At 65.0% G+C, this 13,741-nt stretch carries 12 protein-coding genes; 7 read left to right on the forward strand and 5 right to left on the reverse strand.

Features of this window, described 5'->3' with window-relative positions; genetic code table 11:
- Positions 1–103 precede the first annotated feature (103 nt).
- The 3 genes from CFB45_RS33255 to pdxR form a co-directional block, all read right to left on the reverse strand.
- The gene (locus CFB45_RS33255) at positions 104–1,105 is read right to left on the reverse strand and encodes a bestrophin family protein (protein ID WP_089429383.1); all 1,002 of its coding nucleotides are present in this window, start codon (positions 1,103–1,105) and stop codon (positions 104–106) included.
- 107 nt (positions 1,106–1,212) lie between these two features.
- Positions 1,213–1,713, reverse strand: a complete 501-nt coding sequence (locus CFB45_RS33260) for an Ohr family peroxiredoxin (RefSeq protein ID WP_089429384.1) — start codon at positions 1,711–1,713, stop codon at positions 1,213–1,215.
- 304 nt (positions 1,714–2,017) lie between these two features.
- Complete coding sequence (pdxR, locus tag CFB45_RS33265) at positions 2,018–3,583, reverse strand: MocR-like pyridoxine biosynthesis transcription factor PdxR (protein WP_089429385.1); 1,566 nt, start codon at positions 3,581–3,583, stop codon at positions 2,018–2,020.
- Between the two features lie 205 nt (positions 3,584–3,788).
- Here pdxR and CFB45_RS33270 point away from each other — a divergent pair, with 205 nt between their 5' ends.
- The 4 genes from CFB45_RS33270 (at position 3,789) to CFB45_RS33290 (ending at position 8,497) form a co-directional block, all read left to right on the forward strand.
- Positions 3,789–4,532, forward strand: a complete 744-nt coding sequence (locus CFB45_RS33270) for an SDR family oxidoreductase (RefSeq protein WP_089429386.1) — start codon at positions 3,789–3,791, stop codon at positions 4,530–4,532.
- A gap of 80 nt (positions 4,533–4,612) precedes the next feature.
- Positions 4,613–5,650 (forward strand): LysR family transcriptional regulator, encoded by a 1,038-nt coding sequence (locus CFB45_RS33275; protein WP_089429387.1) that lies wholly within the window; start codon positions 4,613–4,615, stop codon positions 5,648–5,650.
- A 477-nt stretch (positions 5,651–6,127) separates the two neighbouring features.
- On the forward strand, positions 6,128–6,838 hold the full coding sequence (locus CFB45_RS33280; protein ID WP_256978463.1) for a lytic polysaccharide monooxygenase: 711 nt from the start codon (positions 6,128–6,130) through the stop codon (positions 6,836–6,838).
- A 480-nt stretch (positions 6,839–7,318) separates the two neighbouring features.
- Entirely contained in the window at positions 7,319–8,497 is a 1,179-nt protein-coding gene (locus tag CFB45_RS33290) for a chitinase (protein ID WP_256978464.1), read from the forward strand.
- 156 nt (positions 8,498–8,653) lie between these two features.
- Here CFB45_RS33290 and CFB45_RS33295 read toward each other — a convergent pair whose 3' ends face one another.
- Both CFB45_RS33295 and CFB45_RS33300 read right to left on the reverse strand, forming a co-directional pair.
- The gene (locus CFB45_RS33295; RefSeq protein ID WP_089429389.1) at positions 8,654–9,655 is read right to left on the reverse strand and encodes a fatty acid desaturase family protein; all 1,002 of its coding nucleotides are present in this window, start codon (positions 9,653–9,655) and stop codon (positions 8,654–8,656) included.
- A gap of 55 nt (positions 9,656–9,710) precedes the next feature.
- Positions 9,711–10,514, reverse strand: coding sequence for a hypothetical protein (locus CFB45_RS33300; RefSeq protein ID WP_256978465.1), 804 nt, complete (start codon positions 10,512–10,514; stop codon positions 9,711–9,713).
- Positions 10,515–11,443: 929 nt separating this feature from the next.
- Between CFB45_RS33300 and CFB45_RS33305 the strand changes: the two genes are divergently transcribed.
- From CFB45_RS33305 to CFB45_RS33315, 3 genes are all read left to right on the forward strand, one after another.
- Complete coding sequence (locus CFB45_RS33305) at positions 11,444–12,325, forward strand: endo alpha-1,4 polygalactosaminidase (RefSeq protein ID WP_089429391.1); 882 nt, start codon at positions 11,444–11,446, stop codon at positions 12,323–12,325.
- A 328-nt stretch (positions 12,326–12,653) separates the two neighbouring features.
- Positions 12,654–13,127: a hypothetical protein gene (locus tag CFB45_RS33310; RefSeq protein ID WP_089429392.1), complete on the forward strand. Its 474-nt coding sequence runs from the start codon at positions 12,654–12,656 to the stop codon at positions 13,125–13,127.
- Between the two features lie 143 nt (positions 13,128–13,270).
- Positions 13,271–13,741: a universal stress protein gene (locus CFB45_RS33315; RefSeq protein WP_089429393.1), complete on the forward strand. Its 471-nt coding sequence runs from the start codon at positions 13,271–13,273 to the stop codon at positions 13,739–13,741.

Raw genomic sequence — 13,741 nt, forward strand, 5'->3', positions numbered from 1 at the left:
GGGCCAGTAGTGCCCGGCAGGTGCGCATTCTGTTGCCGCTTCGGCACCAATCCATGTCGGGGGCGCGGTCGATCTCAACCGCAGCGGGAACGCGCACGGTTCGCTACAGCGCGATGATCGTGTCGCCGCACGGCGCGCCTGCGTGTTCCCCGAGCATCGCCCTGAGATCGCGCTCGATCGTGCCGCACAGCGTCGAAATGGGCACGTCGTTCGCGCCGCCTTCGAACGGGTTCTCGGTGCTCTCGCCGACCTGGTCGAGCGAGGTGTACATCCACGACACCGCGACACTGCACGGCACCACCAGCCAGACCATGTAGCCGTGCATGAAACCGCTCACGCCGTCGTTCAGCCGGTTGAACTCGTTCAGCAAACCGAACGGCAAAGACAGGCAGAAGAAGCGGACGAACAGCGAGCTGACGGTCGCGTACTGGCGCGGATACGGGAAATTCTTGAAACGCTCCGCGCGCGACTGGAGGTCGGTGAAATCCCCGATCGTCTTGTGCAGGTCCATGTAGAAGCTCGTATCGAGGCGGCCGGCCGTGTGCAGCATCGCGAGCGTGCGGCGTTGCAGGCTCAGCACGAACGTCGCGATGGAAGCGGACGCGCACGCCTGTGCCGCTTCGGACGGTGACAGGTACGCCGGGAGCAGTTCCCGGATGTCCTGTTCCCACTCCGGCACGCGATAGAACCGGCGGTACTCCGCGTTGTAGCGCTTGTTCGTGCTTTCCCAGACGCGCGGGCGGCGCAAGTCGTAGCGCAGCGCGGTGAGCCACGCAAGGTGGCGATGGACGAGGGTTCGCGCGATCTCTTCGTCGCCGACGAAGTCCTGCACGACCTGCCCCCAGCGACGGCTTTTGCTCAGGATGCCGATCCAGATGTCCAGCGCGTCTGCGGCGCGGTTGTACGTCTGGACATTCTTGAAGCCGACGATGAACGACGTCGCGGTGCCGAGCAGCGCCACGATCGTCAGCGGGAGCGACAGCCATCTGACCGAAAAGAACGTGTACAGGACGACCGGGAAGGTCCCGAAAGCGAGGAGCTCGTAAACTTTCCAGCGCGTCCAGATCAGGAATTCCGCAAGCTTGTAGGATTTTCCGAGATGCATGTCTTTGGCCTCATCGAGGACTAGGCGTGTCGCGAAACGCGCAGCGGGGCGGCCACGCACGAGGCGACGGCGGCGAAGGTCGCCGCCGCCGCACGACGCACGTCGGGTCAGTCGACGACGGTCACGAGATTGACGGCGCCTTGCCTGGCCATCTTGGCGTACGGGCACAGGCGCTCCGCGGCGCGCACCCGCTCTTCGGCGACGCTGCGCTCGACGCCGGGCATCCGGACGCGAACCTCGAAGATCAACGCATGACCGCCGTCCATCGGATCACGGCCGAACGCAACCCGGACCTCCACGACGGTCTCAGTTGGCGCCGCGCCCGCGCGTTGCTCGAGCAGGTTCAGGGCGCCGTGAAAGCACGCGGCGTAGCCGGCGGCGAGCAGCTGTTCGGGATTGGTGCCGCCGCCCGGGCCGCCGAGTTCGGCGGGCAGGCGCAGCTCGAGGGCAAGGCTGCCGTCGTCGGAGCGAACGACGCCCGACGCGCGGCCGTGTCCCGTCTCGCCGCCGGTCACGGTGACGCTCGTCGTATAGAGCGGCTGAAACGCCTGGCCTCGATACCGGTCGAGGAGGGAAAGCGGAGGGGCCTGGAGCTTCTTGTCGTCCATGATGCGTGCTCGAGTTCAGCGCCGCTTCGATTCCCGGTCAGTCGTGTGTCGAAGCGTGGGGCGAACGGGGCGGCGCGGCCCCGGGCAGATAGCGTGCGCCAGGCACGCGTGGCGCGAACGATCGCACGACTCCTGTGCGGCGATCTTCCGGTGCGGTGCGATCCCTGGCGGGTCTCCGGGAAAAGACGCCTCCATGCTAGAGGAGCACGATCGGCCACGGTATGGCCGTCCCGGGCGATTCAATGTTTCCCTTCGGGCACCAATCGGGATCGTGACGCGACGCCAGGCCGTTGCGCGCCGCGCGTCAGCGGTCCAGGCAGGCGCGCAGCGTTCGTGCGTGACGCTGCGCTTCGTCCGCGTCGACGATGTTCGCGAACCCGATGACGAGGCCGCGCGGCGTTTGCCGCGTGTGGCTGTTCGTATACCAGATCGACAGCGGCAGGACCGCCAGGCCGGCGACGCGCGCGCGGGCAGCGACGGCGACGTCGTCGACCGGTCCGTCGGGCCCGTCGGTGAACTGCACCGCGAACTGGATGCCGCCCGCCGGCAATTCGACGATCATCCGCTCGCCGAACGCCTGCCGCAGCGCGTGCACGATCAGCATGCGGCGCTCGCCGTACAGCGCGCGCATCCGCTTCAGGTGCCGCGCGAAGTGCCCCTGCTCGATGAAGTCGGCGAGGGCCGCCTGCAGCAGGGGCGGCGAACCGGCATTCATGCTGCATGCCACGCGCTCGACCCGCTCCACCGCGCGCTCGGGCACGACCGCGTAGGCGAGCCGCAGGCCGGGATACATCGCCTTGCTGAAGGTGCTGCAATAGATCACGTGATCGCGTCGGTCAAGGCTCTTCAGCGCCGGCAGCGGGCGGCCGAGATAACGAAACTCGCTGTCGTAGTCGTCCTCGACGATCCACCCCGACGTCCTGGCGGCCCAGTCCAGCAGCGCGATGCGGCGGGACAGCGACAGCGTATGCCCGAGCGGGCTCTGATGCGACGGCGTCACCAGCGCGAAGCGGGCCTGCGGGTCCAGTTGCATGCCGCGCGCGACGTCGATCCCTTCGTCGTCCACCGGCACGGGGACGAGCTGCACGCCGGTCTCGGACAGGAAGCCGCGGGCGAGCAGATAGCCGGGATCCTCGAACCACACGCGGTCGTTCGCCCGTGCGAGGCTGCGCAGCATCAGTTCCAGCGTGGCGCGGTAGCCGCCGGTGACGAAGACCTGGTCCGGCACGCAGGTCACGCCGCGCGACAGCGTCAGATAGGTGGCGATGTGTTCGCGCAGCGGCCGGTAGCCGGCGGGATTCGGATAGCCGAGCAGCGCGCGTTCGCCGCTGCGTGCGCGCAGCGACACGAGCCGGTGCCAGACCTTGCGCGGAAACGCATCGAGCGCCGGGAGCCCGGGTTGCAGCGGGCTCGGCTCGCCGCTCAGCGCGACGGCGATCGGCTGCGGGCGCCGCGGCGGCTGGAGGTCGGCGGGCGGGGTCGAAGGGGCTGACCGGGCCAAAGGGGGCGAAGGGGCCGGCGTCGACGCCCGCGGCGGGGCCGCCGGTTCGCCGGGCCGGTTCGGCGGGGTACCGGTGCGCGGCGGCGACGCGCGGGTCAGCGAGATCGGCAAGGACGGCGAGACGAACGTGCCTGCCGCGCCGCGCATCTGCAGATAGCCCTCGTCGACCAGGATCGTATAGGCCTGTTCGACGGTGCCGCGCGCCGTGTTCAATTGCGTCGCCAGGCCGCGCAGCGCGGGTACGCGGTCGCCAGGGCGCAGGTGGCCGGCGGCGATCGCGGCCCGGAACCGCTCGCAAATCTGCAGATAGAGCGGCAACTGGTGCTGCCGGTCGATTTCAATGGTCAGCGGAAGAGTGGGCTCAGACATCACGGCCTCTCGGGTAACGCACGCAGGGACAGGATCGGATCCAGCTTGGACTAGTCCGATCGCCGATTCTTGGCACTGATGGATAGGACATGATTCTTCCACAATTGCGTCACGCGATGCGACGGACATGACCGCCACCTCCGGATCCGGCACCCGTCACGCCCGGTCGCATTGCCGTCAAATTAAATCGTCAGGAGATTGTGCGATGAAAATCGTTGTCATCGGTGGTTCGGGCCTGATCGGCTCGCGTGTCGTCACGCTGCTCGCCGAAGCGGGTCATCAGGCGCTGGCCGCCTCGCCGAGCACCGGCGTCAATACCGTCACGGGAGAGGGCCTGGCCGAAGCATTGACGGATGCGGATGTCGTGGTGGACGTCGCGAATGCGCCGTCGTGGGAGCCGCAGGCGGTACTGGACTTCTTCCGCACGGCGGCACGCAATCTCGGCAAGGCCGAAGTGGCCGCGGGCGTGCGCCATCACGTCGCGCTGTCGATCGTCGGCTGCGACCGGATGCCGGAGAACGGCTATTTCCTGGCCAAGGTCGCGCAGGAGCAGGCGATCGAAGCGGCGGGCGTGCCGTACACGATCGTGCGCGCGACGCAATTCATGGAATTCATCGGCGGCATCGCGGACTTCAGCACGCAAGACGGCACGGTCCGCATCGGCGACGGCCTGTTCCAGCCGATCGCCGCGGAAGACGTGTCGGCGCTCGTCGCGCAGATCGCGCTTGGCGGGCCGCAGAACGGCACGGTCGAGATCGCGGGCCCGGATCGCGCGCCGTTCGCGGAGATCGTCGCGCGCTACCTGAAATCGGTCGGCGATCCGCGCGCGGTGGTGACCGACCGCGAAGCCCGCTACTACGGCGGCCGCGTCGAGGAAACCTCGCTGGTGCCGCTCGGGAAGGCGCGACTCGGCCGCATCGGCCTCGACGCGTGGCTGGCGCGAGGCTGATTCGCGTTCGCACATGTGACGGTTCGCAGGCGCCCGCGGATCGCGGGCAATCGGGATGATTGGCATGGGGGCAGCGGAAAATGAATCATTCGGAACCATCGGAGTACGGCGTGCGGCGCGACCTGGCCGGTCGCGCCAATGCCCTGTCGGCGAGCTTTGGCGCGAGCTATGCGGGCATCCTGGCATTCGTTGCCGTGGCGAGCGAGGGCAGCTTCACCAAGGCCGCCGAACGGCTCGGCGTCGGGCGGCCGGCCGTGAGCCGGAACGTCCAGAAGCTCGAGGCGCAACTGAGCACGCGGTTGTTCCAGCGAACCACGCGCACGACCGAACTGACGTGCGAGGGCCGGCGCTTCTACGAGAACTGCCATCAGGGCGTGGCGCAGATCGTGGAAGCCATGAACGACATGCTCGAGTTGCGGCAGGGGCCGCCGCGCGGCCTCATTCGCATCAGCTCGGCCGTGGGCTTCGGCAGGAAGATCGTGGCGCCGCTGCTGGCCAAATTCACGGACGCGTACCCGGACATCGACATCGACCTGCTGCTCGACGACCGGCCGATCGACCTGGTGTCCGAGCGGATCGACGTGTCGTTCCGCAACGGGCGCATCGAGGATTCCAGCATCATCGCGCGCCAATTGATTCCGATGCAGATGGCACTCTGTGCGGCGCCGTCGTACGTGGCGACGCACGGGCTCCCGCAGAGCCTGGAAGATCTCGACCGGCACGCGTGCATCAATTTCAGGTTCGCGAGCGGACGCCTGTTCGAATGGGAGTTCAATGTCGACGGCCGTCCGCGGAAGTACCTGCCGACCTCGCGCCTCACGTTCAACGACGCGGACCTGGTATTGCGCGCGGTGCTGAACGGAGCGGGCATCGCACAGTTGGCGGGCTACCAGATCCGCGACCATCTCGCATCGAAGGCGCTCGTCGTCGCGCTGGCGAAGCATGTGCCGGAAGATCGCGGCCACTACATCTGCTATCTGAGCCGGCAACACCTGCCGACGCGCATCCGCATCTTCGTCGATTTCATGACCGAGCAGATTCGCGCGCTCGACCTGAACTGCATGACGCAGTTCAACCGGGATCTCACGGTTGCTTCGTCGCCGGGATTGGCGGCTTGAAGAATAAAGGGCTTGGGGGAAGCGTGCGGTCCGGCGGCTTGCATGGACATCTTCCACCGGCCACGATTTTTTCATCGATCGAAGCAACGACGAACCACGCAGGGCAAGTCGAGTGCGCAAAGCCGCCTGCCGAATGATCGATAAAGTGTTTTAATGAATTGGCGGTTTATTCAATGTCGCGCAATTAAAGCCGAGACAAAACAGGCTGAAATTAAAAACGAATCGGGCGTTTGATTAAAATTAAAAAACTATCAATGCGGGACGTTTATTTTTCAGGTTTTTGCGGATAAGGTTCGGTTCGGTGAAAGTGATTTGTCAGAAAACGCGGCGATTCATCATCGCGTGCCGCGGTTTCATCGGGTTGCCGCTTTTGCCGATCAGTGTGCGCGACGCCGTGTCGACAGGAACCCCTGCCGGGGATCCTGCGGCAGGCCCGACACGCGCATATCCGTTCCGACATCGACGTCATGAGGGCTCATGAACAAGATCATCCGCAGATACGTTGCTTCCGTGGTGCCATGCGCGTTGACCGGCGTGGCACTGCTGGTCGCGGCGGCCGGTGCTCACGCGCACGGCCGTTTGACCGAACCGCCTTCGCGTATCGTGCTGTGCACGCAAGGGCAGAATCCGAACTGTCACGTCGACGCGTGGCACGCGAACGCGATGGAGAACGGCAAGTTCTTCCCCGCGACGCAAAGCGGCCTGTCCGATCCGTTCGCGCCGGCCGACGCGAAGAATGCCGCACCGCCGCTGGACGGCGAAATCGCCGGCGCCAGCACCAATGGCCCGCTGCCGGTGCTGAACGAGCAGTCGCCGAGCCGCTGGCAGAAGATCCCGCTGCGGCCGGGCGCGTTGCAGAATTTCAAATGGGAATTCAGCGCCGTGCACAAGACGCGTCGCTGGAACTACTTCATTACACGCGCCGACTGGAACCCGTCGGAAAAGCTGACGCGCGCGCAGTTCGAGCCCACGCCGTTCTGCACGATCCAGAATCCCGGCCAGCCTTACTGGGACCCGAACGCGAACCTGGTGCCCCAGCAGCCGACCATTCACCAATGCCGGTTGCCGGTGCGTAGCGGTTACCACGTCATCCTGGCGGTCTGGGAAGTCGCGGATACGGCGATGGCGTTCTATCAGGTCGTCGATGCGACGTTCACCAACGGCGATACGACTCGCAGCCCGTTCTGATACGGCTGCGACATGGCGCGCCCGGCGATGGCCGGGGCGTCATGAATGGAAGAACGCCGCTCAGGAGCGCGGATGCGCTCGCCGACCGACCGGGCAGTGTTCAGCCCGGCTTGCCGAAGCAGCCCCATCATTGCCTCTCCGCCCACCCGCGCGACGCCGTCTTACGGCCGGATCGCATCGCCTGAATTTCGTCGATTTGAACAATCAGTCGGATGGCTGCGAGCTATCCGTTTGAATTATCGAATCGCGACAATTGCAATATGGCGATGCGATCACGTGAATATTTCGGGTTTCGATATTGATGGAAATAATCGATTCCAGGGTTGATGCCTGATAATTATGTAGTATAACAAATCGAAGTGCCGGCGCTGGATTGAAGGATCACTACATCGGCCGTCGAATTGTTTTCCGTCGTTGAGATAAAGACGGAATCAATATCGGAATTTTTCTTCAAGTGGCAATTTGTAAGGTTGATTTCTTTTGAATTCGACCTGGGCGGAGCTTTGTCAATCGAAAGGGGAAATCATGAGCCAGACCGGAATCGAGGGCATGAAAATGAAGCGCAACCAGCAAACCGGAATCGTGCGGCGATCGACCTTGAGGGGCGCGCTGGCGCTTCTGCTGGCAGGGTCGTTGTTAGGCACCGGCGCTGCGGCGGCGGGTGCCTTGGGTACATCGGGTACCGGCACGGCGCCGGCATTCGTCTATAGCCCGTACAAGGACGCGACGATTTCGATGAACTGGAATACCAACGTCATCTCGACGAACGTCACGGGTCAACTGAGCCCGGTGCTGTCGGTGCTGCCAACCGGTGTCCGTACGCTGACGCTCGCGTTCGCGACCGGTGAATGCGGCAGCGAGAACTGGGCGGGCGTCGACGGCGGCGCGATGGCGGCTGCCAATGTGCCGCTTTTCACCGCGGCCAATGTGAATTACGTGATTTCCACCGGCGGCGCGGCCGGCATGTTCACGTGCGGGACGGATGCGGGCATGGCGGCCTTCATCGATCGTTATGCATCGAGCAACCTGATCGGCATCGATTTCGATATCGAGGGCGGGCAGACGCAACAGGTGATCAACGATCTCGTCCAGCGCGTGGCCGTCGCCCAGCGGAAATATCCCGGCCTGCGCTTCAGCTTTACGCTCGCGACACTGGCGCCTTCCCAGCAGGGCGCGACCACGGCCAGCTCGTGGGGCGCCAGCGCCCCCGACAGCTTCAACATATACGGCGACTGGGTCATGCAGGCGATCCAGGCGGCCGGCCTGAAGAACTACACCATCGACCTGATGACGATGGACTACGGGTCGGCTAGCGCGGGGAACTGCGTGGTCGCGAACGGCACCTGCCAGATGGGGCAGTCGGCGATCCAGGCCGCGATGAACCTGCACGATCACTGGGGCGTACCGTACAGCCAGATCGAGCTGACGCCGATGATCGGCGGCAACGATGTGGTCGGCGAAACCTTCACGCCGGCGGACGCGGACACCGTGGCGCAGTTCGTGAAACAGAACGGTCTCGCGGGTGTCCACTTCTGGTCGTTCGACCGGGACGTCGATTGTCCGCCCGGCGCCGCATCGTCGACGTGCAATTCGATCGGCGGTGTCGGTACGCTCGGTTATACGAACCGGTTTGCCAACCGCCTGGCGCCCGGTAAATGAACGAAGCCGGGCAGGGAGGAGACCATGCGGGCCGCCCGGATGATGGCGACGACGTTTCGCATGGTCTCCGATTTCCTCGACCGGCAACCGGAGGCGCCGCTGTCGTCGCGGGCCGGGCCGCCGGCACCCGACGGATGCGCTCGCTAGGGCGGAGCGTCAGCGTCCGCCCTGGGACGACGCGCCACGCTTGTCGAAGAAGTGCCCCATCAGTTCGAGCAGCGGCCGGCGTCGCTTGGTCACGGCGAATGCCCACTCGTGGGTCTGGCGCGGCGCCTCGGCCGTCGAGACTGCATCGAGCAGCCGTTGTGCGCGAGGCAGGTCGTACCACGGCAACCAGGGGTACGCATGATGGGCGACGTGAAGGTTGAAATTCAGGACCACCCAGCGTGACCAGAGGGGAACGTTGGCGCAGCTGTGCGACACCACGTCCTGCTCCCAGAGCGGCGGGCGTGCCGCGTCGTCGGCCAGCAGCGGGATCTCGGCGTGATGCGGAAGGTTGAGCAGTTCGACGGCCATCAGCAACACGATCCACAGGATCGTCGAGAACGCGATGAGGCTGCCGAGCACGCCCGCACGATACGCCAGCGCGCCGACCGCCGCATAGCCGGCCAGGTAGAGCGCGCTGAATGCGATCTCGGTATTCGATTTCGCGCGATGCGCAGGCGTATCGCGGTGCAGGAACGGTGCGATCCAGTGGCTGAGGAAATGATTGAACGCCATCATCGGGATCCAGTGCCGCCAGATGAATTCGAGCGTACGCGCGCCGCGTTCCGTCATCACGGAAAACTTCTGGATCATCTTGCGATTCTCCGGATCCCGTGTCGGGTGCGCGGTCCACGCGTGATGGCCCAGATGCGATCTGCGCCGCGGCAGGTACGGCAATCCGATGATCCATCCGCAGAGATGGCCGATGGCCTCGTTGCACGCGCGCGAACGCGATGCGGCGTTGTGCAGTGCCTCGTGCAAGATCAGATAGAGGTGGATCAGCGCGAGCGTGGCGAGGACGAGCGCGGCGATGCGTGCGGGCCCGCCGGCGAGCCAGAGCACCCACGCAGCGGCAAGCAATGCGACATCGGCGAACCAGAGCGCGAGCGTCAGGTGTCCGGTGGGTCCGTTCGGCAATATTGCCTTGACCGAGCGCCATTCGTCTTGGGTCATGTGCTACCTCGATTAAGTGGATTGATGGGGGCGCGGCGCGTGGCCGGCGCGGATCTCAGGTGGACAGGATGCGTTGGCCGATCTCGCGGTAGGCGGCATCGAGCCCGTCGATGTGTGCGTCGAGGCCGTTCTTGCTCGCGAAGCCGTTGTCGCGCCGGGCGAGCAGCAGGCAGTCGTAGCGCGCGCCGCGGCTCCAGTGCCACGCCGGCAAATAGGCCGTGATGCGGAAGCCGGCTTCGAGCATCGCCTTGACCAGGGTCAGCTTGTCGGCGAGCACGATCGCGCCGACATAGGCCGTCGTGCCGCGCCGTTTCAGGAAACGCAGCAGGTCGGCCGTGACGTCGCGCTCGGTCATGAACGGGCCGCCTGCATGCTGGCAGAGATAGATCGCATCGGCCCGCTCGTCGACACGAAACGTGAAGTCGTCCGCGCACTCGTGCCCATGCCCCCAGAAACAGGTATCGGGATACGGTGCCGGCGTACCGGCGACACCGAGCGGCTCGAAGATCGCGCCGCGCAGAACGTCGGATTCGCGGAAGATCGGGGAAAGCGGCAGGCAATGCCTGAAGCTTGGCGAGCGGAATTTCTCGAGCGCGATGACGTGATGTTCACGCACGCCGTGCGCGCTGTCGGGTGACCCGTCGTGTCCGACCACGACGCCATCGAGATGACGCAGCAACGCCCGCAGCGCGATATCGGTGCGGGCAATCGCGAACGCCAGGTCGTGATCCGCGGCCGGCAACGTGTCGATCGCGGATTGCATCAGCGCCGACAGGACGCCCAGGTGACGATGGTGCCGGGAAATCATCGCGCGGCCGTATTCCCACGAGCGATTCTGCGCGTTGTAGCTGACGCTCATGCAACCGATCGTGGCTTGCGTCTCCTCTTCGGCGACAAACCACAGCTCCGATTTGTTCGAGACGGCGCGCCTCACGTAGCCCGCATCGAGACAGGGGTGCGACGAGTCGCCGTATTCCCGTTCGAACAGCGCGCAGATTCCCGATGTGTCCGCCACCGTTCCGCGGCGTATCCGGAGTGGCCGGTGGCGGGCGCCGTTGGGCTCGACGCGGTTCCCGCCCGCGGTGCTGCCATCAATTGAATTCATCGCCTTGCTTGCCCTGGTGATGGTGGGGGATTGCGCGAATCGAGAGGCGACCCGCGCATCGTCGGCGACGACTTTAATTATCCTTGCGTTTGATTGTCAAACAAATTCAATCGATTTATTCATTGTTGATTTCATTTGAATGATGAGGCTGATGGTTGTCGAAAAAGAGCGCGATGTCATGAAATGAATGGCTGATATCGGATTGTGTGGCGGGTCTCGGGGAGGAGGCTCGTGTCGCCGTGAAAATGGATTGAAGAGATGGAGGTGGCATCCACGAATTGCCTTCATGAATTGAATAATTCATTGGAGTGGTTGAAATGATGTAAATAAAAATATCGTGACATCGGTTCCATTTTGGGTTCTGGAAATCAAAGTCATTTTTATTTTTGCTTTTGATGCGTTAACGGTGTTCAATGCAAAAAATCCGATTTTTCCGGATGCGGTCGCCGCGCGTCGGCGGTTCTTGACCATCACGAGGTTGACGGCTTGCCGGCGCCTGCCATGCCCACAAAAATCGACAAATCGGAACAGATGGACGCAGTGTTCCCGCCTACCATCCGCACGTACCTCGCGCATTCGCGCACCACCGCAGTATCGGCAGATGCATCGCCCGCATTTCGCTGCACGTGTCTCCCTCGCACCCTCGCATCCTGACAAGCCGCCCAACAGGCAAAGGATTCGCCATGTCCGCAAGATCGTTCGCTTCATTCGTGCTGATGCTGCTGCTCGCGGCGTGCGGAGGCGACTCCGATTCGTCCGCGCCCGGCAGCGCATTCGCGGCCACTTCCGTGCGCGCCTCGCAGGCCGCCGCGTGGAAACCGCTCGTGCCCGGCACGAGCTGGCAATGGCAGATCGACGGCAACCGAATCAACGAGACGGTGCTGGACGGCGTGAACAACCCGCGCAAGATGTTCGACGTCGACATGGAGCTGACCGATGCCGGCACGATCCAGCGCCTGAAGGCGAAGGGCATCTATGTCGTCTGCTACATGGAGGTGGGCGGGCGCGAGGACACCCGTGGCGATGCCGGCAAGTTTCCGGACAGCGTGCTCGGCAACCCCGTCGAAGGGTATGAGGATCACGAACGCTGGCTGGACATCCGCCAGACCGCGATCCTGATGCCGCTGATGCTGGCGCGGCTCGACCAGGCGAAGAAAAAGGGCTGCGACGGCATCGAGCCGGACCTCGACGACAGCTATCGCCAGGAAACCGGCTTTCCGCTGACGCGTGACGATCAGTTGCGGTACAACACGGCGCTGATCGCCGCCGCGCACGATCGCGGGATGTCGATGGGCCTCAAGAACGGCTCGGGTATCGCCACCGCGATGGCGAAAGTGGCCGACTGGGCGCTCAACGAGCAATGCAACAGGTTCCACGAGTGCGGTGACTACGCGAGCTTCATCGCGCTGAACAAGGCCGTGTTCAATGTCGAGTACACGCGCCCGGACGGCATGACGCTCGCGGCTTTCTGCCCGGCGGACAACCAGGCCAATTTCGACGGCATTCTGAAACTGTCGAGCGACACGCTCTCGGCGCTGCCGCGCGCGGCTTGCCGGTTCGAGTGAGCGGCGGCGCGCGTCGCCGAGTGCGATCGCATCGGCCGCGATGACGACGCGGGCATCGCGACTGCGCGCACGGACGGGTGCGTGCGCCCAGGCATCGGTGCGGCATCGACAGCATTCCGGTTCGCGGCCCGCGTCGCCCGGGCCGGCCATTGACGCAGGTCAACCGCATTCCCCACGCAGGCCATACAGTCGAGTCGAGCGCTCGCGCGATGCCGCACGCCACTGCGCGCCGCATGCGGGATGGCGGCGGCGACGGGGCCGGATTCGCGCCGGGCGTGTTCATGCCGCCCGCTGGCGGGCGGAACGCGATGCGTTGCGGGGCAGGGTGATGAACCAACGGTTATGGGCGCTCGGCGTGCTCCTTGCATTGGCCGCGTGCGCCGGCGCGGAACGGAACGCGGCCTTCCGGTCGACGGAAACGCAGTTGTTCGCGACGCGCCAGGCCGCGGTGCTGCGGTGTTCGACGCCTGCCGAATGCGACCGCGCATGGCACTTCGCACGCGGCTACGTCGAAGCGCATTCGTCGACCCGGATCACGCGCGCCGATGCGGACACGATCGAAACGGCGGCGCCGATTCTGGCCGGAGAAGTGTATCTGTGGGCCTCCCGAACGACGTCGGGCGGCGCGTCGATGATCCGGCTCAAGGCGATGTGCAAGGGCATGTACGCCAGCGACGGCGGCCCGGGCTGGCGGTACGACGCGTGCGCGGCGAAGATCCTCGACATCGAGCGAGGCTTCCGGTCATACGGGAACCCGGCGCGTTCGTCCGACGTGCCGACGGCGCCGGTCGTGCCGCGATGATCCGGCGTCTCGCGTCCGTGCGTCTGCCGGTTTCCGCGTGATTCCGAACCGTTGACCTCCGTCAACGCCCGTTTCCGGCGAACGCCGATGATGAAAACCAGGCCGAACGCCGCCGGCGCATCGGGTCATCCAGCGAGGTCGGTATGTACACGAACATCATGGTCGCCGTGGACGGCAGCCCTTCATCGCAACGCGCGCTCGACGAGGGCTTGAAGGTGGCGCGCTCGTGCGGTGCGCGCCTGTTCGCCGTTTTCGTCGTCGACAAGTCGTTGCTGATCACTTACAGCGGGCGCCTGGACCCGGATGCATTGCTCGACGAGATCCGGCGCGACGGCGCGTCGGTCCTGCGACACGTCGAACGAACCATCGCGCATGCTGCGGTCAACGGCGAGACGGAACTCGTCGAGACCGAGCTGGGCGAGAGTGTCGCCGAACGGCTGCAGCGCTACGTCGCCGAGCGGTCGATCGATCTCGCGGTGGTCGGCACTCACGGGCGGCGCGGGGTCCGGCGGCTGTTCCTCGGCAGCGTCGCCGAACGGTTCCTGCGCGGATCGAGCTGCCCGGTCCTGCTCATGCGCGGCACCGACGCCGCACCGGCCGCGGCGGCGGCGTAG

Origin of the sequence: Burkholderia sp. HI2500 (assembly GCF_002223055.1) — a bacterium.
Lineage (GTDB): Bacteria > Pseudomonadota > Gammaproteobacteria > Burkholderiales > Burkholderiaceae > Burkholderia.

Excerpts from the sequence above, each read along its gene's own strand:
- CFB45_RS33255 (WP_089429383.1), bottom strand. The coding sequence starts at position 1,105 with ATGCATCTCGGAAAATCCTACAAGCTTGCGGAATTCCTGATCTGGACG.
- CFB45_RS33260 (WP_089429384.1), bottom strand. The coding sequence starts at position 1,713 with ATGGACGACAAGAAGCTCCAGGCCCCTCCGCTTTCCCTCCTCGACCGG.
- pdxR (WP_089429385.1), bottom strand. The coding sequence starts at position 3,583 with ATGTCTGAGCCCACTCTTCCGCTGACCATTGAAATCGACCGGCAGCAC.
- CFB45_RS33270 (WP_089429386.1), top strand. The coding sequence starts at position 3,789 with ATGAAAATCGTTGTCATCGGTGGTTCGGGCCTGATCGGCTCGCGTGTC.
- CFB45_RS33275 (WP_089429387.1), top strand. The coding sequence starts at position 4,613 with ATGAATCATTCGGAACCATCGGAGTACGGCGTGCGGCGCGACCTGGCC.
- CFB45_RS33280 (WP_256978463.1), top strand. The coding sequence starts at position 6,128 with ATGAACAAGATCATCCGCAGATACGTTGCTTCCGTGGTGCCATGCGCG.
- CFB45_RS33295 (WP_089429389.1), bottom strand. The coding sequence starts at position 9,655 with ATGACCCAAGACGAATGGCGCTCGGTCAAGGCAATATTGCCGAACGGA.
- CFB45_RS33300 (WP_256978465.1), bottom strand. The coding sequence starts at position 10,514 with ATGAGCGTCAGCTACAACGCGCAGAATCGCTCGTGGGAATACGGCCGC.
- CFB45_RS33305 (WP_089429391.1), top strand. The coding sequence starts at position 11,444 with ATGTCCGCAAGATCGTTCGCTTCATTCGTGCTGATGCTGCTGCTCGCG.
- CFB45_RS33310 (WP_089429392.1), top strand. The coding sequence starts at position 12,654 with ATGAACCAACGGTTATGGGCGCTCGGCGTGCTCCTTGCATTGGCCGCG.
- CFB45_RS33315 (WP_089429393.1), top strand. The coding sequence starts at position 13,271 with ATGTACACGAACATCATGGTCGCCGTGGACGGCAGCCCTTCATCGCAA.